Here is an 18,660-nt window from a genome sequence, read left to right as displayed (position 1 = left end):
GGACCATTCCAATGCGTGTGTATTACGATCGCGACGCCGACCTGAACCTCATCACCGACAAGAAGATCGCGATCGTCGGTTACGGCTCGCAGGGCCATGCGCATGCGCAGAACCTCCGCGATTCAGGCGTCAAGGACGTCGCGATCGCGCTCCGCGAAGGCTCGGCCACCGCCAAGAAGGCGATCGAGGCCGGCTTCGCGGTCAAGTCGAACATGGAAGCCGCAGCCTGGGCCGACATCGTCATGATCCTCGCGCCCGACGAGCATCAGGCGGCGATCTATGCCACCGACCTGCACGACAACCTCAAGCAGGGTGCGACGATCGCGTTCGCCCACGGCCTTAACGTGCATTTCGGCCTGATCGAGCCCCGCGCCGATCTCGACGTCATCATGATCGCGCCGAAGGGCCCGGGCCACACCGTGCGCAGCGAATATGTCCGCGGCGGCGGCGTCCCCTGCCTGATCGCGATCGACCAGGACAAGTCGGGCAACGCGCATGACATCGCGCTCGCCTATGCAAGCGGCGTCGGCGGCGGGCGCTCGGGGATCATCGAGACCAACTTCCGCGAGGAATGCGAGACCGACCTGTTCGGCGAGCAGGCCGTGCTGTGCGGCGGCATCACCCACCTGATCCAGGCCGGGTTCGAGACGCTGGTCGAAGCCGGCTACGCGCCCGAGATGGCGTATTTCGAGTGCCTCCACGAGACCAAGCTGATCGTCGATCTGCTGTATGAGGGCGGCATCGCCAACATGCGCTATTCGATCTCGAACACGGCCGAGTATGGTGACATCACGACGGGTCCGCGGATCATCACGGCGGAGACCAAGGCCGAGATGAAGCGCGTGCTGGCCGACATCCAGTCGGGCCGGTTCGTGAAGAACTTCATCCTCGATAATCGTGCGGGGCAGCCTGAGCTTAAGGCGGCGCGCAAGCAGGCGCTGGCGCATCCGATCGAGAAGATCGGGTCGGAACTGCGCGGGATGATGCCTTGGATCGGGAAGAATGCTCTCGTGGACAAGGCGAAGAATTGACGCGAGCGCGCGATAGTGCGTGAGCGCGGCCGGCACGACGAAGCCTGCCCATAGGGCACGGCTTCGCCGGGTCCGACAGGCGGGCGTTTCCGCGCGCTCCACACCACCCCGGCGAAGGCCGGGGCCCAATTGGGACGGCCCTGGTAAGCCTGGTAAGAGAGCGCAGCACTCAGTTAGCGACCTCCCCCAATTGGGCCCCGGCCTTCGCCGGGGTGGTGGTGTAAGGTAAGAGCGTTCTCTTCCTCCATGTTCCCTCGCGAACGCGGGGGGCCAAGGGTCTCGGGCGGTGATCGTGGTTTAGCTGGCCCCCCGCGTCCGCGGGGGAACGAGAACCGGCGATGCCCTCCTCACCCCACCGACCCAATTCCGAAACACAGCGTTGGCATAACGTCGTTTGACGCGCCCGCCCCGCTCGGCCAGCATCGCGCGTCAAACAGGAGACCCCGCATGCGCCTAGTCCTAGCCACCGTCCTCGCCCTCACCGCCGCGCCCATCATGGCCCAGACCGCAGGCGTCCCCGGCGCCCCCGTCAAGGCACGTGTCACCGCCGGCACCTACGCAGTCGATCCCAACCACACGCAGGTCACGTGGCAGGTCAACCACATGGGCTTCTCGATGCTCGAAGGGCAGCTCGGCGCATCGGGCGGCAGCATCACGGTCGATCCCGCCAAGCCGAACGCAACCAAGGTCGAGGTGAACTTCGCGATCGACCAGCTCTCGGTCACCGCAGCGCCGTTCGCCGGCCATCTGAAGTCGAAGGACTTCTTCGACGCCGCGACCTACCCGACCGCCAAGTTCGTCTCGACCAAGGTCGTCGCGACCGGCGACAAGGCGACGATCACCGGCGACCTCACGCTGAAGGGCGTCACAAAGCCGGTCGTGCTGCAGGCGACCTTCATCGGCGCGGGTGCGAACCCGATGAACAAGAAGCTGAACTTCGGCTTCCGCGCGACGACCTCGATCAAGCGCAGCGACTTCAACCTCGGTGCTTATGCTCCGGTGGTGTCGGACAAGGTCGACCTGGCGATCAACGCAGCCTTTTCCGCGCAATAATCTGTCGAATTTTCTATCGCGCTGGACACGGGACGTGTCCGCGCGATAGGACGCCATCAATGACGCACGGCCGCCTCCTGCTGCTTCGACTTACGCGCCCTTAGGCGCGCCGATCGTTTGCGCGGTGGCCATGCCCCGTGCCTCGCGCCTAAGGGCTGACCCGAACGCTCCCGACGACACGAGAGACACGAGCCATGCTGCGCGACCCATCGACCAAATACCGTCCCTTCCCACAAGTCGACCTGCCCGACCGCCAATGGCCGTCGAAGACCATCGTCAAGCCACCGCGCTGGCTCTCGACCGATCTGCGCGATGGCAATCAGGCGTTGATCGACCCGATGGATGCCGAGAAGAAGACGCGCTTCTTCGACCTGCTCTGCAAGGTCGGCCTGAAGGAGATCGAGGTCGGCTTCCCGAGCGCGGGCGCGACCGAGTTCGACTTCATCTCGGGGCTGGTGAAGACCGGACGCATCCCGGACGACGTGTCGATCCAGGTGCTCACCCAGTCGCGCCGCGACCTGATCGAGACGAGCTTTGCCAGCCTCGTCGGCGCTAAGATCGCGATCGTCCACCTCTACAACGCGGTGTCGCCGGCATGGCGCAAGATCGTGTTCGGGATGGACCGCGCACAGGTGAAGCAGATCGCGATCGACGGTGCCAAGGTACTGCGCGACGAAGCCGCCAAGCAGCCTAACGTCCTCTGGCAGTTCGAATATTCGCCGGAAACCTTCTCGACTGCCGAACTCGATTTCAGCCTCGAGGTCTGCGAGGCGGTGATGGACGTCCTCATGCCGACGCCCGAGAACCCGATCATCTTCAACCTGCCCGCCACCGTCGAGTGCGCGACGCCGAACATCTATGCCGACCAGATCGAGTGGTTCGGTCGCCACATCCGCAACCGTGATGCGGTGGCGATCTCGCTGCACACGCATAACGACCGCGGCACCGGCGTCGCGGCGGCGGAGCTCGGCATGATGGCGGGCGCGGACCGCGTCGAGGGCTGCCTGCTCGGCAATGGCGAGCGCACCGGCAATTGCGATCTCGTGACCGTCGCGCTCAACATGTACACGCAGGGCGTCGATCCGAAACTCGACCTGTCGGACATCGACGGCGTCGTGAACACGGTCAATTACTGCACCAACATCCCCGTCCACCCGCGCACGCCCTATGCCGGCGACCTGGTCTTCACCGCGTTTTCGGGGTCGCATCAGGACGCGATCAAGAAAGGCTTCGCGGCGCAGGAGGCGAAGAACGACACGCTGTGGGAAGTGCCGTATCTGCCGATCGACCCCGCCGATCTCGGCCGCAGCTACGAGGCGGTGATCCGCGTCAACTCGCAGTCGGGCAAGGGCGGCGTCGCCTGGGTGATCGAGCAGGACAAGGGCTTGAAGCTGCCCAAGCGGTTGCAGGCGGACTTCAGCCGGCACGTCCAGGCCTATGCCGACGAGACCAGCCGCGAGTTGAACGCGGCAGATATCTGGGGCCTGTTCGAGCGGACGTACATGCCGCAGGCGGACGACCGGGTGGAACTGCGCGATTACGAGGAGAGCGGCGCCTCGGGGCAGCGAGTCTTCATCGGCCGGGTGGCGATCGATGGCGAGGAGCGGTCGATCTCCGGACGCGGCAACGGGCTGATCTCGGGTGTGATCGCGGCGATCGCGGAGTCGACCGGGCCGACTTTGGACGTCGTGGATTACAACGAGCACGCGATCGGCCACGGCGCGGACGCGCAGGCAGCGGCGTATGTCGAATGCCGGACTGCCGAAGGTCGGACGGTGTTCGGCGTCGGTATGGATACCGACATCGCAACGGCGTCGGTGCGTGCCGTTCTGAGCGCCGCCAACCGCGCTTGACCTTCTAAAGGACGGCCACCGGCTGAACCGGTGGCCGTTTCTTCTTACGCCAGCTTCGCCAGCAACGCCTGTGCCGCCTTTGCCGACGAGGCGGGATTCTGGCCGGTGATCAGCAAGCCGTCCTCGACCACGTACACACCCCAGTCGGCGGTCTTCGAATAGGTGCCGCCCTTCTGCTGCAGCATGTCCTCGACGAGGAACGGCACGACATCGCTAAGCCCAACGGCCGCCTCTTCGCTGTTGGTGAAGCCGGTAACCGTCTTGCCCTTTACCAGCGGCGCGCCATCGGCGGCCTTCACGTCGCGCAACACGCCGGGTGCGTGGCAGACCAGCGCGACGGGCTTGCCTGCGCCGATCGCGGTCTCGATCAAAGCGATCGATGCCGGATCGTTGGCGAGATCCCAGAGCGGCCCGTGCCCGCCGGGATAGAACACCGCGTCATAGTCGGCGATCCGCATCTCGGCGAGCTTGCGCGTATCGGCGAGTGCGGCGGTCGCATCGGCATCCGCCTCGAAACGCCGCGTCGCGTCGGTCTGCGCGTCGGGCTTGGCGCTGCTCGGATCGAGCGGTGGCTGGCCACCTGCCGGCGATGCGAGCGTGATGTCCACGCCGGCATCCTTGAGCACGTAATAGGGCGCGGCGAGTTCCTCGAGCCAGAAGCCGGTCTTGCGGCCGGTATCGCCGAGATCGGCATGCGAGGTTAGGACGACGAGAATTTTCAACTTTGGTCTCCGGATCGGGGATTACGGGGAGAGAACGAACCGGCTCTAGGATCGGGGCCTGATGGCTGTGAAATGAAATGCGCCCGATCGTGGGACTATCGCCTTAGGCAGGACGAGCACTCATACGACGCCATGCCCCTCCTTGTTCTCCCGCGAAGGCGGGAGCCCAGTCTGGATCCCCGCCTCCGCGGGGAAACACGTCTTCTTCAAACGCTGAATCGATCTCTCGCTAGATCGGGCGTTCCCGCACGATGCGGCAGCCGATCGCGGCATCGGGGTAGACGTCGGTCTTCATCGTCTCGATCTCGACCCGCCTCACCCGCTCGTCGCTCAGGCACAGCGCAGCGATCGCCTCGCACAGCGTCTCCTGCAACTTGAACGGGCGCTCCGCGACCATCGCAAGGATTCCTGCGCGGACGAAGTCGTAATCGAGCACCTCCTCGATCGCATCCTCGCCGAGCGGTCCCGGGTACACCACCGCCATCTCGACTGAGACGACCACGCGCTGCGGCGCCACCTCGTGCGGATGGATGCCGAGGCGCATCATCACCTCGAGTCCGTTCAGGATCGTCGTGAATTCAGCCATTCCGCCCCTCAAACATCACGTCGCCGTCTCGCGTCAGAAACCGTTGTCCGCAATCGACGAACACATTCTGCCCCGTCACGCCTTTTGCGGTCAGCAGCCACGCGACCGCATCCGCGACCGCCTCGGCCCCGACCGGCCGCTTGAGCAAATTGTCGCTCGCTACCGCCGCGAACTCCTCCTCGCTCTGGTCTCCGCTCGGCAAGGTCAGCCCCGGCGATACCGCGTTGACCGAGATGCGCGGGCCGAGTGCCTGTGCGAGCATCGTCGTCGCCCCCTCCAGCGCGATCTTGCCGCAACTGTACGAGAAGAAGTCCGGGTTGAGGTTGGCCACCTTCTGGTCGAGCACATTGACCACCGCGCCGTCCGCGACGTCGTCCTGCGACGCGAGCGCGGACGCCAGCAGTACCGGCGCGCCGCAATTGATCGCGCCAAGCTCGGCGAACAGCATCGGATCGACGGCCGGCGGTCGGTCGAATTCGAACTTCGACGCGCAGTTCACCAGCCCGTCGATCGGCCCGCCAATCGCCGAGCGTGCCGCCGCGAACAGGTCGCCGATCGTGCCGAGATCGCTCAGGTCCCCAGGCACCGCAGCAGCACGCCCTCCCCCGTCGACGATCTCCGCCACCAGCGCGGCCGCCTCGTCGGGCGAATGCCCCTGGTGCACGACCACGGCATGCCCGTCCGCAGCCAGCCGCCGGACGATCGCCGCGCCCAGCCGCTTCGCCCCGCCCGTCACCAGGACGGTTCGCATCAAACGCCACGCCCCATCAAGGCCAGCACTTCCTTGCGGCTGCGCTCGTCGTCGCGGAACACGCCCATCATCCGGCTCGTGACCATCGTCACCCCCGGCGTGCGGACACCGCGCGCGGTCATGCACGCATGGCTCGCCTCGATCACCACCGCGACGCCCTGCGGCTTGAGGTTGTCCCAGATGCAGTCGGCCACTTCCGCGGTCAGCCGCTCCTGCACCTGCAGCCGCCGCGCGAAGCCGTGCAGCACGCGCGCGAGCTTCGAGATGCCGACGACATGATTGCGCGGCAGGTAGGCGATGTGCGCCTTGCCGATGATCGGCGCCATGTGGTGCTCGCAATGCGACTGGAACGGGATGTCCTTCAGCAGCACGATCTCGTCATAGCCGCCGACTTCCTCGAACACGCGTTCGAGGTGCTGGGCCGGATCGTCGCCATAGCCCGCGCAATATTCTTTCCACGCACGTGCAACACGACGCGGCGTATCGAGCAGGCCCTCGCGGGTCGGATCGTCACCCGCCCAGCGGATCAGCGTACGGATCGCCGACGCTACGTCATCGGGCACAATTACCTTGCCGTCGGGACCAAGCACATCGTCTTCAACCGGCCGCCCATCGGACCCGTTCAGTTCATCCCGCATCGCAACACCCTTTGTCAGCATACCCAAACATCGGAACATGGGTCCTCTTTTGCAACTGTTTCATTTCAGCAACGCGCCATAAATCCCAGTAATCCGGGGCTCAAAATGCGTTGACGCTAGATCGTTTTCGTCGTTACTTCGCCATACCTGAAAATCTAAATCGTGAATCGGCACAGACCGGCACGATCGGGGAGAGGACTGACATGGCCAAGTTCGAATTGCTCGCCGCCTCGGCGATGATACTCCTGTCGATTGCGCCGGCAATGGCCCAGACGGCCACCACATCGGCTGGAAATGCCGGCCCCACCAATGGCCCCGGGCAGGAAGCGCCGTCGACGCCCAGCACATCGACGCAGGCCCCCGCCGCCGATACCGCGGCCAGCGCCTATGCGTCGCAGGATATCGTGGTTACCGCGCAACGCCAATCGCAACGTTTGCAGGATGTTCCGATTGCAGTGAGCGCTTTTACCGCCGACACGATCTCGAAGCAGCAGATCGTCAACCCAAGTGCGCTCCAGCAGACGTTGCCCAACGTCACCTTCACGAAGACCAATTTCACCACGTCGAGCTTCACGATCCGCGGCATCGGCGATCTCTGCGTCGGCGCGACCTGCGACCAGGCGACCGCGATCCACGTCAACGACATGCCGCTGGTCACCACGCGACTGTTCGAAAGCGAGTTCTTCGATCTCGAGCGGATCGAGGTTCTGCGCGGTCCGCAGGGCACGCTGTTCGGCCGTAACGCCACCTCGGGCGTGGTCAACTTCATCACCGCCAAGCCGGACCTGTCGGGGATCCACGCCGCCGCCGAGGCCGAATACGGCAATTATGACTCGAAGCGTGCGCGGGCGATGATCAACCTGCCCTTCACCGACACGCTCGGCATCCGCGTCGCGGGCACGTATCTCAACCGCGACGGCTATACCAAGAACACCTATGACAATTCGAAGATCGACGGGCGCGACCTGTATTCGATACGCGGCACGCTGTCCTGGGAGCCGACCAGCGATACCCGCGTCGACCTGATCGGCTATTATTTCCGCGAGAAGGACAACCGCAGCCGCATCCAGAAGCAGCTCTGCCACCGCGATCCGACCGGCATCCTGGGCTGCCTTCCCGATCGGCTCGCGAACGAAACGCCGAACGGCAACTCGACGCTGGCCGCGACGCTCGCCTCGACACAGTATTTCGGGATTGCCGGTACGCAGCTCGGGCATCCCGAGATTGCCGCGATCGGCCTGCAGAACCTGTATGCGACCGACACCTATGCCGGGGTCGTCAATCCCGGCGACGTCCGCACCGTCCGGATCGATTCCAACCCGACCTATTTCGCCGAGGAAGAGCAGTACACCGCCAAGATCTTCCATGATTTCGGCCCGGTCTCGTTCAACTTCACCGGCGGGTTCTCACGCAACACGGTCGACAGCACGACCGACTTCAACCTCGCGGTCGAGAACCCACTCGCGGGCAATGTCGGCCTGAACACGTTGAACGCGATTGGCCGCCCCGGCGTCGTAATCCCGCTGCCCGGCGGCGCGCTGGTCAACACCGGCTATCTCAATGGCGTCCGTTCCGTGCTGATCCCCAATGGCCCCGCCGGCGGCGCGTGCCAGTCGGGTGCCGATCCGAACAATGTCGGCGTGTTCGGCGGCAACGGCATCGGCTGTTATGCGCAGAGTCTCGACGTCGATCGCTCGCGCCAGGTGAACCGGCAATATTCGGCCGAGGCGCATATCGACAGCTCGTTCGACGGCATGTTCAACTTCCTGCTCGGCGGCATCTATGTCGACTCTCGCAGCCAGAACACCGACTATTTCGTCAACGCGTTCGGGCTGGATTACGCATCGGGCGTACTCGGCGCGGCCAGCTCGGCGGCGATCCCGGGTGTCAACGGCAACGCGTTCCTCGCGACGCCGTTCTACCGCAACGACGGTGACGATTTCCGCCTGAAATCCTACGGTATCTTCGGCGAGACCTATTTCGAGTTCAACGACAAGCTGAAGCTGACGCTCGGCCTGCGCTACAACCACGACGAGAAGGACGTGAAGGCGCGCAACATCACGTTGAACGTGCTGACCCCGATCGGCGCGTCGAACATGACGCAGGGGCTGAACTACACCACTACCGACTTCGACTCCACGCGCGCCGGGGTGCAGGAATATGCGCTCGACAAGGTCAGCTTCTCGCGGCTGACGGGGCGTGCGGTGATCGACTACAAGATCTCGCCGGACAATCTGATCTACGCGTCCTATTCACGCGGCTACAAGTCGGGCGGCATCAATCCGCCCTTGCCCGCGACCTTCTCGGTGCCGACCACCTTCACGCCCGAGAAGATCGACTCATTCGAGATCGGCTCGAAGAATACCTTCGGTAACGGCGCGTTGCGGCTGAATGTCACGGGCTTCTACTACAAGTACAAGCAGTTGCAGCTGAGCCGGATCGTCGCGCGGACCGCGGTCAACGACAATGTCGACGCCAATGTCTACGGCGTCGAGGCGGAGGCGATCCTTAGCCCGATCCCTGCGTTCGTCGTCAACATGAACGCGAGCTACCTCCACAGCGAGGTGTCGGCGGACAAGTTCCTGGTCAATCCGCGCGATCCGTCGGGTGGCCGCTCCGACGCGGTGATCATCAAGGACCTGCAGAGCGCCGCCAATTGCGCGGTCGTGCCGACCACCGCGGGCAATATCGTCGGGGTGAACACCTATGTCGGCGCGGTGAACTCAGGTCTCGGGCTGCGCGCACCCGTGGCGATCCCGACGACCAACACCACCGGTGCGTACAGCCTGTGTTCGGTGCTGGCGTCGACTGCGGCCAATCCTCCGGCGGCGCTGCGCGCGCTGTTCGGCGTGCCGACCGGTGCCCTGCCGTACAGCGTCATCGACGGCGTCGGCGTCAACATCCGCGGCGGCAAGCTGCCCCAGGCGCCGACCTACAAATTCTCGGCCGGCGCGCAGTATACGATCGGGTTCGGCAACGGCATGTCGTTCGTGCCGCGCGTGGACCTCAACTACACCGGCGGCTTCACAGCCTCGATCTTCAACCAGCTGGTCGACCGCGTGCAGGGCTATGAGGTGATCAACGCGCAGGTGCAGCTGAACGGCGCCGAAGACCGCTGGTTCCTGCGCGGCTTCGTGCAGAACCTGACGAACAACGACTCGATCACCGGCCAGGCGGTCGGCGACCAGTCGTCGGGGTTGTTTACGAATATCTTCACGATCGACCCGCGGCGGTATGGCATCGCGGCTGGGTTCAAGTTCTGAGCGACGACACAAACGGCCCTCCCCCGCCAGGGGGTGGTGGCGCCGAAGGTGACGGAGGGGAAGGACACGGAGCAGCGGTGGGCGCGTGCCTCCCCCTCCGTCTGGCAAGAGCCAGCCACCTCCCCCTTGCGGGGGAGGATTTCAAGGCGCCCTCCGCTCTCGCAAGGGCAGGGACCCGCGCCGAGATACCGCCTGCACGGGAGAACGGGGGCAAGGCGCCGCACGATTACGGGATCGTACTGCTTTGAATGGGCTAGCCCCCGATTTGCTCCCCTCCCTGGAAGGGAGGGGTTGGGGGTGGGTCGGCCCGGAATGGTCGCGGTGGTTGCCAAGCAGCCGCCCCCCCCCCGGCCCCTCCCTTTCAGGGAGGGGGGAGGATAGCAGATGCCCCTCCTCACCGGAGAGGAGAGACGATTATTTCAGGCGCTCGGCGTGCCATGCGACATGATCCGGCATGAACGTCGAGATGAAGTTGTAGCTGTGGTCATACCCAGGCTGCATCCGCAGCATCAGGTCGATACCCGCAACCTTGCAAGCGTCCGCCAGCAACTCGGGCTTCAACTGCTCGACCAGGAAACCGTCTGCATCGCCCTGATCGACCAGCATGTCCTTCACCCGCGCGCCATCCTCGATCAACGCGCACGCGTCGTACGCCCGCCACGCCGTCCGGTCCGGCCCGAGATACCCGCCGAGCGCCTTCTCGCCCCATGGGCACTGCAACGGCGCGACGATCGGGGCGAAGGCCGACACGCTCCGGAAGCGCTCCGGATTGCGCAGCGCGATCGTCAGCGCCCCATGGCCACCCATGGAATGGCCGAAGATCCCCTGCCGCGCCATGTCCGCCATCGGAAATTCCGCGCCGATCAGCGCCGGCAGTTCATCCTGGACATACGTCCGCATGCGGAAATTCTTCGCCCAGGGTTCCTCGGTCGCATCGACATAGAAGCCTGCGCCCTTGCCGAAGTCGTACGCATCGTCGTCCGGCACGTCGTCCCCCCGTGGCGAGGTATCCGGCGCGACCAGGATGACGCCAAGCTCGGCGCACGCACGCCGATACTCGCCCTTGTCCATGACGTTGGCGTGCGTGCAGGTCAGCCCCGACAGGAACCACAGCACCGGCAACCGCGCGCCCTCGTCATGCGGCGGCACGTACACCGCGAAGGTCATGTCGGTGCCGGTCGCGGTCGAGGGGTGGCGGTAGACGCCCTGCGTACCGCCATACGCCTTGCTGGTGGAGACGGTTTCCATCACGCGACCCGATGCGCCGCGCAGAGCTTGTTGCCCGCCGGATCGCGCAGATAGGCCAGATACAGCGTGCGACCCGCGGTACCCTGGCGGATACCGGGCGGATCCTCGCAGGCGGTGCCGCCGTTTGCGAGGCCCGCAGCGTGCCACGCATTGGCGGCCTCGGGCGACGCGGCGACGAAGCCCATCGTGCTGCCGTTGCCGTGGCTCGCCGGCTGCCCGTCGATCGGCTGGGTCAGCAGGAAGCGTCCCCCGGCGTGGGCGTAGACCACCCGCCCCCATTCATCGACGACGCCCTCGGGCACGCCGAGCGCACCCAAAGCCGCGTCGTAGAACGCCTTCGACGCGGCGATATCGTCGGCGCCGAGCATGATATGGCTGAACATCTGCGCGTCCTCAGTAGATCACGACGGAGCGGATGCTCTCGCCGGCGTGCATCAGGTCGAAGCCCTTGTTGATCTCGTCGAGCGTCAGGCGGTGCGTGATCATCGGGTCGATCTCGATCATCCCGTTCATGTACCAGTCGACGATCTTCGGCGTATCGGTCCGCCCGCGCGCGCCGCCGAACGCGGTCCCGCGCCAGTTGCGCCCGGTGACGAGCTGAAACGGCCGCGTCGAGATTTCCTTGCCCGCCTCGGCCACGCCGATCACGATCGAGGTGCCCCAGCCGCGATGGCAGGCCTCGAGCGCCTGCCGCATCACGGTCGTGTTGCCGGTCGCGTCGAACGTATAGTCAGCGCCGCCGTCTGTGAGCGCGACGATGTGCTGGACGATGTCACCCACATCTTTGGGATTGGCAAAGTGCGTCATGCCGAAGCGCCGCCCCCATTCCTCGCGGTCCGGGTTGATGTCGACACCGACGATCATCCCCGCGCCGGCCAGCCGTGCACCCTGGATCACGTTCAACCCGATCCCGCCGAGCCCGAACACGACAACCGTGTCACCCGGCTGCACCTTCGCCGTGTGCACCACCGCGCCGACGCCGGTGGTCACGCCGCAGCCGACGTAGCACGAGGTATCGAACGGCGCGTCCTCGCGGATCTTCGCGACCGCGATCTCCGGCAACACGGTGAAGTTGGAGAAGGTTGAGCAGCCCATGTAATGGAAGATCGGCTGGCCCTTGTAGCTGAACCGCGTCGTGCCGTCGGGCATCAGCCCCTTGCCCTGCGTGGCGCGGATCGCGGTGCACAGGTTCGTCTTCTGGCTGAGGCACGACTTACACTGGCGGCATTCGGGCGTGTAGAGCGGGATGACGTGATCGCCGACCGAGACGCTGGTCACGCCGGCGCCCACTTCGCGGACGATGCCGGCGCCCTCATGGCCCAGCACGCTCGGAAACAACCCTTCCGAATCAAGCCCGTCGAGCGTGTACGCGTCGGTATGACAGATGCCCGTCGCCATGATTTCGACGAGCACTTCGCCGAGTTTCGGCCCTTCGAGGTCGAGTTCGACGATCTCGAGCGGTTTTTTTGCCTCGAAGGCTACGGCGGCGCGGGTCTTCATGGGTGGGTCTCCTTGATTGCCGCCCTGATGGCCCCCGTGCCCCGCGTCTGCAACCCATACACGATGCAACCAATGCCGCGTTGCCGCGCTTGATCCTTTCAAATCAAGGAGATGGCGCGATGAAGGATCCGAAGAAGGGCGACGAGGTCACCTGGAAATCGCACGGCGGCGAGGCGCACGGCACGGTCGAGAAGAAGCAGACCACCGACACGAAGATCAAGAGCCACACCGTCAAGGCGTCCAAGGAGGAGCCGCAGTTCATCGTAAGGAGTGACAAGGGCGGCAAGGCAGCGCACAAGGCGGACGCGCTCACCAAGGCGTGACCACGCGCGCAGTGCCCAACGCACGCGCGCAACAGGAAGGAATGCTTATGGCTACAGCTCCCAAGACCGGCGGCATCCACGCCCCCGTCCAGCCCTCTCCCGAACTCGGCGAGATCGTCGGCAACGACAAGCTCCCGCGCAGCGAAGTGATCAGCAAGGTTTGGGTCTACATCAAGGCCCACAACCTTCAGAACCCCGAGAACAAGCGCGAGATTCTGGCTGACGAGAAGCTGAAGAAGGTCTTCGGGCGTGACAAGTGCACGATGTTCGAGATGAACAAGTATATCTCGCAGCACGTCAAGGCCTAACCGCCCGCACTGCACGGCAAGCGGCGACGGGGCATCGTAAGCGATACCCGTCGCCCCTTGATCGGACCCGTCGAGGGTTCGAAATACCGAAATATTGTCGTTGCTCGAATGTTACCGCGCACGACCGGACGCTAGCCTCGCGCTTGATCGTCCCACCCGACCGGCGTAATGCGCCAGCCGATGCCCCCGTAGCTCAGCCGGATAGAGCGACGGTTTCCTAAACCGTAGGCCGCGTGTTCAAATCTCGCCGGGGGCACCAGCTTTTCCGCAGTAAGCCGCTGCCGCTTTGGTGGCTTCTAAACGCTTCACCAACGGCGCCTCTATCCGCAGCAGCGTTTGGATTTCTTCCCCGAGCCGCAGGGGCACGGATCGTTTCGGCCGATCTTCGTCGGCGTGGCGACCACTGGTGTGGCTGATGATGCACCCGCGTTCTGGGAATGCGCTGCATGGAGTTTCAGGACCGCGGCGACGATCTGCGCGGGAGCGTGCGCGTCGAGGGCGTTGACCTCGACGCTGTCGAGCGTGGTCTCGTTGGTGACGATCGCGATCAGCGCCATGATCTGCGCCATGGCGTCGGCGGTATCGGGCTCGGTGGCGTCGCCCAAGGCCGTCCAGCTTTCTGGCCTCAGCGCTACCGCTTCGGCGAAACCGTCGATCCAGGCTTCCCAGAGGATATCGCCATTGCGGTCGTCAGTGTCGAAGATCGGCTGGGGCTTGCCGCGGGTCAGGTCGCGAACGATCTCGGCGTAGCGTGCCATCACCGCATCGACGAACCACTGGACGTCGGCGGGATCGTCGAACGGCGGGTCGACGCTATCGTCCGACCCCCAGATGCTCTGGAGCCACTCGGCCTGCGGGATCGTGTCGGGGCCGACCACCAGCGCCGTCAGGAAGCCGTCGAGTTCGGTGAGCAGCATCGGCTCCTCGAGTGGAAGGTCGGCGAGCGCGCCGTCGAGGCGACGGAAACGGGAGGGAAGGTTTTTCATGGGTTCGGGTCGGCTGCCTTGGAGAATGCAGTGCGTCATAGCCTGCCGATGATGGGCGCTGCCAGCGACGAGTGGTGCAAAGCCATGCGCCAACCGGAATGGACGGGGCGCGTGACACTTGCCTCGTGCGGGCGATCCTTCCATTGCATTCGGGTCGCCCACCGGACCGGGAAATTCGTACGTGATCAGAACCCTTTGGCGTTTCGCCGCGCTGGCCTCGGTCGCCGCGATGGCATCCGCGCAGACTGCCCCCTCCCCCATAGCGGTCCAGTCTCCGGCCGACGTTTACGGGCCGCTGTTTCGGGCCGTGCAGCAAGGCCATGTTTTCGCGGACGGCAAGACGTTTGTCGATGCGGTGCCGAAGCGGTCGGCGGAGGCGATCATGGCCGACTATGTACGGACCAAACCCGCTGGCCCGGCGCTGAAAGCATTCGTGCTCGCCAATTTCGTGGTGCCGGGGGAGAATGATCGCGGCTCGGGCGATCTCAGGACGCATGTCCGGACGCTCTGGCCGCAACTCGTGCGCCAGTCGGTCGCGCCGATCGCGGGCAGTTCCGCGCTGCCGCTCCCTGCTCCCTATGTCGTGCCCGGCGGGCGGTTCCGCGAGATCTATTACTGGGACAGTTATTTCACGATGCTAGGGCTGAAGGTCGACGGCCAGCAGCCGCTGGTGGAGTCGATGCTCGACGATTTCACCAGCCTGATCGAGCGGTACGGCCATATCCCGAACGGGACGCGGACCTATTATCTCAGCCGGTCGCAGCCACCTTATTATGCGCTGATGCTCGACCTTTCGACCAATACCGACCCCGCAGTGGCCAAGCGTCGGCTGGCGGCGCTGCGGGCGGAGCATGCGTTCTGGATGAAGGGCACTGCGTGCCTCGACGGCAAGCCCGCCTGCCTGCGCGTGGTGCGGATGCCCGACGGGAGCGTGCTCAACCGCTATTACGACGACCGAGATACGCCGCGTGACGAATCCTATGCCGAGGACGTCGTGACCGCGGCGAAGGCGGCGCCCCGACCCGTTGCAGACACGCAGCGCAACCTGCGGGCGGGTGCGGAAAGCGGGTGGGATTTCAGTTCGCGCTGGCTCCGCGATCCGCGATCGCTCGCGACGGTCCACACCACCGACATCGTGCCCGTCGATCTCAACAGCCTGTTATGGGCGATGGAGCGCCGCATCGCCGCGCGCTGCCAAACTGGGGGCGACGCGCCGTGCGCCGCCACGTTCACGACGCTCGCGGCGAAGCGCAAGACCGCGATAGACCGCTACCTCTGGCAGGCGACGACCGCGCGCTATGCCGACTGGGACCTGTTGACGCGCAAGCCCACCGCGAGCATCAACGCGGCGATGCTGCACCCACTGTTCGTCGGTCTCGCCTCGCAAGCGCAAGCGAAAGCGGTCGCGGCGACGGTGCGCAAGTCGCTGGTGGCGGAGGGCGGCCTGCGGACGACGACGCTGAACACCGGGCAGCAATGGGACGAACCCAATGGTTGGGCGCCGCTGCAATGGGTGGCGATCGCCGGGCTGGCGCGGAACGGCGAACCGGCGCTTGCGAAGGACATCGCCAAGCGGTGGCTCGGGACGGTTGGCGCGGCCTATGCCGAAACCGGCAAGATGCTCGAGAAATACAATATCGAGCAACGAACCCCCGGCGGCGGCGGTGAATATCCGGTGCAGGACGGCTTCGGGTGGACCAACGGCGTGACCAGCGCCATCCTCAACCGCTATCCCGACCTGGCGCAGAAGGCGAAGGAAGGCAGGCGCTAGCGAACGTTCCGGCGGCAATGGTTGCTTACGGCACCCGGCGCCACATATGGACGTGCAATGCTCGACCCCGCGCCCGCCAGCCAGACCGACGTCGCCGACATGCTCACCCCGGATTTCGTCGTCATCGACGTCGAGACGGCATGCTCTCGAGTCAGCAGCATCTGCCAGGTCGGGATCGTCGGATTTCGCGGTGGCCGCGAGATCTTCGAATACGAGACGCTGCTCGACCCGCGCGACGAGTTCAACGTGTTCAACACCCGGATCCACGGGATCACCGAACAGCACGTCACGGGCAAGCCTTGCTTTGGCGACATCCACGGCATCGTCGATGGTCACCTGTCGGGCCGGACGACGGTGGCGCATTCCTATTTCGACAAGGGCGCACTCGCCGCCGCGTGCCGCATCCATGACCGTCCCCCGATCGAGACGGTCTGGCTCGACAGCGTCCGCGTCGCGCAGCGCGCTTGGCCCGATCTGGCGAACCACCGGCTTGGCGGCCTCGCGCAATATCTCGGGATTGCGCACAAGCATCACGACGCGCTGAGCGATGCGCGCGCCGCCGGCTGGGTAATCGTCAAGGCGATTGATCATACCGGTATCGCGCTCGACGAATGGCTAAAGCCGCCGCGCAAGCCCGGCCCTGCGCCGCGCCCTGCGCCCACCGGGCCGCTCAGCGGCGAACGTATCGCGATCCTTGGTGAGCCTCGCGATGAGCGGCTTGCTTGCGCGATTGCGGCGCTTGGCGGGCGGATCGTGTCGGCGGTCGGCAACACGACGACGATGCTGGTCATCACCGGGCGTGCGCCGTTCAGCTATTCGGTGCGCAACAGCGGCGCGTATCGCCGCGCGGAGCAGTATCGACGGCTTGGCGGAACGATCCGTGTGGTCTCTGAGGTCGAGCTCGATCTCCCGGCTATCGCGGCCAGCTTTACGGCAGCCTGAGCAGGCGGATGCCGCCGACAATGTGAAGGAATAGCGACCGTCCGCCTTGGCAAACGCCAAGTGGGGTGCGACCATTGTCCCAAAGCGATAGCGGAGGGCGATATGCGGTTGGCGACTTGGGGAATGGCGGTCGGCTTGCTGGCCGCACCGGCGACGGCACAACGCGTACAGGTCGCGAACGGCGCGATTGAGGGCACGCACGTCTCGACCGCCGCGACGCCGGTCGATGCGTATCTCGGCATCCCCTATGCGGCGGCACCGATCGGCCCGTTGCGGTGGCAGCCGCCGCGGCCGGCAGCACAGTGGATCGGTGTACGCAAAGCCGACCGCTTCGGTGCGCGCTGCATTCAGCAGCCGCTGTTCGCCGACATGAAGTTCCGCTCGCCGGGCATCAGCGAGGATTGCCTGACACTCAACGTCTGGACACCGGCGGGCACGAAACCGGGCGCGCGGCTGCCCGTGCTGTTCTACATCCATGGCGGCGGCGCGATCGCAGGCGACGGGTCGGAACTGCGCTATGACGGCGCGGCGATGGCACGGAAGGGCATCGTCGTCGTGACGATCAACTACCGGCTCGGCGCGTTTGGGTTCCTCGCGACCAGCGCGCTGGCAGCGGAATCGCCGACCCATTCCGCGGGGAATTACGGTTTGCTCGATCAGGCTGCGGCGCTGGCCTGGGTCCGGCGCAACGTGGCCGCGTTCGGGGGGGACCCGGCCCGGATCACGATCGGCGGCGAGAGCGCGGGATCGATGTCGGTCAGCGTGCTGATGACTTCGCCACTCACCCGCACGCAGTTCGCAGGAGCGATCGGCGAGAGCGGTGGTGTGCTCCCGCCGACCTTCCGCCCCAAGCCTCTCGCGGTGGCGACGAAGGACGGCGATGGGTTCGCAGTGGCGGCGGGTGCGCCGTCGCTCGAGGCCCTTCGGGCGATGCCGGCCGAGGCTTTGCTCGCTGCGCAGGGGACGCAGCGGTTCCGCACGGACTTCATCGTCGACGGGCAGTTCCTGACCGAGCCGCCGATCGATACCTACACGGCCGGGCGCGCGGCGCGCGTGCCGTTGCTGGTCGGTGCAAACTCTCAAGAGGGAAGCTGGACGAGCATCCTTGCCGGGCAACCGCCGACGGTGGCGAATTATCGCGCGGGCGTCGCAAAGCTCTTTACCGCTCCGGATGCGCTGCTCGCCTTGTACCCGGCGAAGTCGGATGCCGACGTGCCCGTCGCGGCGACCGCGCTGGCAAGCGATGCGTTTCTCGGCGCGTCGACGTGGCAGTGGTTCGACCTGCACCGCCGAACGCGCCAGCCAACCTATTATTATCATTTCGCGCATCCCCGCCCGGCTGCGCTGCCGCCGCTGACCAACCCCGACGTACCGGCGATCGGGGCGGTGCACAGCGCGGAGATCGAATACGCGCTGGGCAACCTCGATACGAACCCGGCTTATGCGTGGACGGCGGACGATCGCCGGATCTCGACGGTGTTCCAGGGGTATTTCACCGCGTTCATCAAGACCGGCAATCCGAACGCTGCGGGGTTGCCGAACTGGTCGCCTGCACCGCCCGCGGGGGGCGTCATTCCGCGCCAGATCGTCGACGTGCAGACGCGTTCGGAACCGTTCGTCGAGCAGGCTCGCTATGTCGCGGCGACACCGTTGCTCGAACGGCGGGTGCCCTGAACTAGCGGACG

At 65.4% G+C, this 18,660-nt stretch carries 17 protein-coding genes and 1 tRNA gene; 10 read left to right on the top strand and 8 right to left on the bottom strand.

All coding sequences use genetic code 11. From position 1 onward, the window contains the following. The first annotated feature begins 11 nt into the window (after window positions 1-11). The 3 genes from ilvC (at window position 12) to leuA (ending at window position 3,937) form a co-directional block, all read left to right on the top strand. Window positions 12-1,031, top strand: coding sequence for a ketol-acid reductoisomerase (ilvC, locus tag O6X71_RS01635; protein ID WP_353464169.1), 1,020 nt, complete (start codon window positions 12-14; stop codon window positions 1,029-1,031). 447 nt (window positions 1,032-1,478) lie between these two features. Further along, the gene (locus tag O6X71_RS01630) at window positions 1,479-2,084 is read left to right on the top strand and encodes a YceI family protein (protein WP_353464168.1); all 606 of its coding nucleotides are present in this window, start codon (window positions 1,479-1,481) and stop codon (window positions 2,082-2,084) included. A 194-nt stretch (window positions 2,085-2,278) separates the two neighbouring features. Then, window positions 2,279-3,937 carry a 2-isopropylmalate synthase gene (leuA, locus tag O6X71_RS01625; protein ID WP_353464167.1) on the top strand — a complete coding sequence of 553 codons (1,659 nt, stop codon included), beginning with the start codon at window positions 2,279-2,281 and terminating at the stop codon, window positions 3,935-3,937. Window positions 3,938-3,981: 44 nt separating this feature from the next. On the opposite strand, the gene O6X71_RS01620 is transcribed toward leuA, so the two are convergent. From O6X71_RS01620 to folE, 4 genes are all read right to left on the bottom strand, one after another. Further along, window positions 3,982-4,659, bottom strand: coding sequence for a type 1 glutamine amidotransferase domain-containing protein (locus tag O6X71_RS01620; protein WP_353464166.1), 678 nt, complete (start codon window positions 4,657-4,659; stop codon window positions 3,982-3,984). 229 nt (window positions 4,660-4,888) lie between these two features. Next, the gene (locus tag O6X71_RS01615) at window positions 4,889-5,245 is read right to left on the bottom strand and encodes a dihydroneopterin aldolase (RefSeq protein ID WP_353464165.1); all 357 of its coding nucleotides are present in this window, start codon (window positions 5,243-5,245) and stop codon (window positions 4,889-4,891) included. Then, window positions 5,238-5,996 carry an SDR family oxidoreductase gene (locus O6X71_RS01610; RefSeq protein ID WP_353464164.1) on the bottom strand — a complete coding sequence of 253 codons (759 nt, stop codon included), beginning with the start codon at window positions 5,994-5,996 and terminating at the stop codon, window positions 5,238-5,240. Before O6X71_RS01610 ends, O6X71_RS01615 begins: the two co-directional genes overlap by 8 nt. Next, window positions 5,996-6,634, bottom strand: coding sequence for a GTP cyclohydrolase I FolE (gene folE, locus O6X71_RS01605; RefSeq protein WP_353464163.1), 639 nt, complete (start codon window positions 6,632-6,634; stop codon window positions 5,996-5,998). Before folE ends, O6X71_RS01610 begins: the two co-directional genes overlap by 1 nt. Before the next feature lie 203 nt (window positions 6,635-6,837). Here folE and O6X71_RS01600 point away from each other — a divergent pair, with 203 nt between their 5' ends. After that, window positions 6,838-9,897: a TonB-dependent receptor gene (locus O6X71_RS01600; RefSeq protein ID WP_353464162.1), complete on the top strand. Its 3,060-nt coding sequence runs from the start codon at window positions 6,838-6,840 to the stop codon at window positions 9,895-9,897. A gap of 414 nt (window positions 9,898-10,311) precedes the next feature. Here O6X71_RS01600 and fghA read toward each other — a convergent pair whose 3' ends face one another. From fghA to O6X71_RS01585, 3 genes are read right to left on the bottom strand one after another with little or no spacing between them, the layout of a single operon-like run. Continuing rightward, entirely contained in the window at window positions 10,312-11,145 is an 834-nt protein-coding gene (gene fghA / locus O6X71_RS01595; RefSeq protein WP_353464161.1) for an S-formylglutathione hydrolase, read from the bottom strand. Beyond that, the gene (locus O6X71_RS01590; protein ID WP_353464160.1) at window positions 11,145-11,528 is read right to left on the bottom strand and encodes a VOC family protein; all 384 of its coding nucleotides are present in this window, start codon (window positions 11,526-11,528) and stop codon (window positions 11,145-11,147) included. The genes fghA and O6X71_RS01590 overlap by 1 nt, the downstream gene beginning before the upstream one ends. A 10-nt stretch (window positions 11,529-11,538) precedes the next feature. Next, complete coding sequence (locus O6X71_RS01585) at window positions 11,539-12,645, bottom strand: S-(hydroxymethyl)glutathione dehydrogenase/class III alcohol dehydrogenase (RefSeq protein ID WP_353464159.1); 1,107 nt, start codon at window positions 12,643-12,645, stop codon at window positions 11,539-11,541. A 119-nt stretch (window positions 12,646-12,764) separates the two neighbouring features. Between O6X71_RS01585 and O6X71_RS01580 the strand changes: the two genes are divergently transcribed. The 3 genes from O6X71_RS01580 (at window position 12,765) to O6X71_RS01570 (ending at window position 13,535) form a co-directional block, all read left to right on the top strand. Continuing rightward, the gene (locus O6X71_RS01580; protein ID WP_120299952.1) at window positions 12,765-12,968 is read left to right on the top strand and encodes a DUF2945 domain-containing protein; all 204 of its coding nucleotides are present in this window, start codon (window positions 12,765-12,767) and stop codon (window positions 12,966-12,968) included. 47 nt (window positions 12,969-13,015) lie between these two features. Next, complete coding sequence (locus O6X71_RS01575; protein WP_031394799.1) at window positions 13,016-13,276, top strand: SWIB/MDM2 domain-containing protein; 261 nt, start codon at window positions 13,016-13,018, stop codon at window positions 13,274-13,276. 182 nt (window positions 13,277-13,458) lie between these two features. Then, window positions 13,459-13,535: transfer RNA gene (locus O6X71_RS01570), tRNA-Arg, on the top strand. A gap of 61 nt (window positions 13,536-13,596) precedes the next feature. On the opposite strand, the gene O6X71_RS01565 is transcribed toward O6X71_RS01570, so the two are convergent. Next, window positions 13,597-14,262 (bottom strand): UPF0149 family protein, encoded by a 666-nt coding sequence (locus O6X71_RS01565; protein WP_353464158.1) that lies wholly within the window; start codon window positions 14,260-14,262, stop codon window positions 13,597-13,599. A gap of 181 nt (window positions 14,263-14,443) precedes the next feature. On the opposite strand from O6X71_RS01565, the gene treF reads away from it, so the two are divergent. The 3 genes from treF to O6X71_RS01550 all read left to right on the top strand — a co-directional run bounded on the left by treF (window position 14,444) and on the right by O6X71_RS01550 (window position 18,649). Next, window positions 14,444-16,033 (top strand): alpha,alpha-trehalase TreF, encoded by a 1,590-nt coding sequence (gene treF, locus O6X71_RS01560; protein ID WP_435368430.1) that lies wholly within the window; start codon window positions 14,444-14,446, stop codon window positions 16,031-16,033. Window positions 16,034-16,090: 57 nt separating this feature from the next. Then, window positions 16,091-16,975: an exonuclease domain-containing protein gene (locus O6X71_RS01555; RefSeq protein WP_353464157.1), complete on the top strand. Its 885-nt coding sequence runs from the start codon at window positions 16,091-16,093 to the stop codon at window positions 16,973-16,975. Between the two features lie 102 nt (window positions 16,976-17,077). Continuing rightward, a complete protein-coding gene (locus tag O6X71_RS01550; RefSeq protein WP_353464156.1) occupies window positions 17,078-18,649 on the top strand; it encodes a carboxylesterase/lipase family protein in 1,572 nt (523 codons plus the stop codon). Window positions 18,650-18,660: the final 11 nt, after the last annotated feature.

The sequence above is a fragment of the Sphingomonas faeni genome (genome assembly GCF_040407505.1).
In the GTDB taxonomy this organism is placed as follows: domain Bacteria; phylum Pseudomonadota; class Alphaproteobacteria; order Sphingomonadales; family Sphingomonadaceae; genus Sphingomonas; species Sphingomonas faeni_E.
This window is presented reverse-complemented; position numbering and strand designations above follow the sequence as displayed.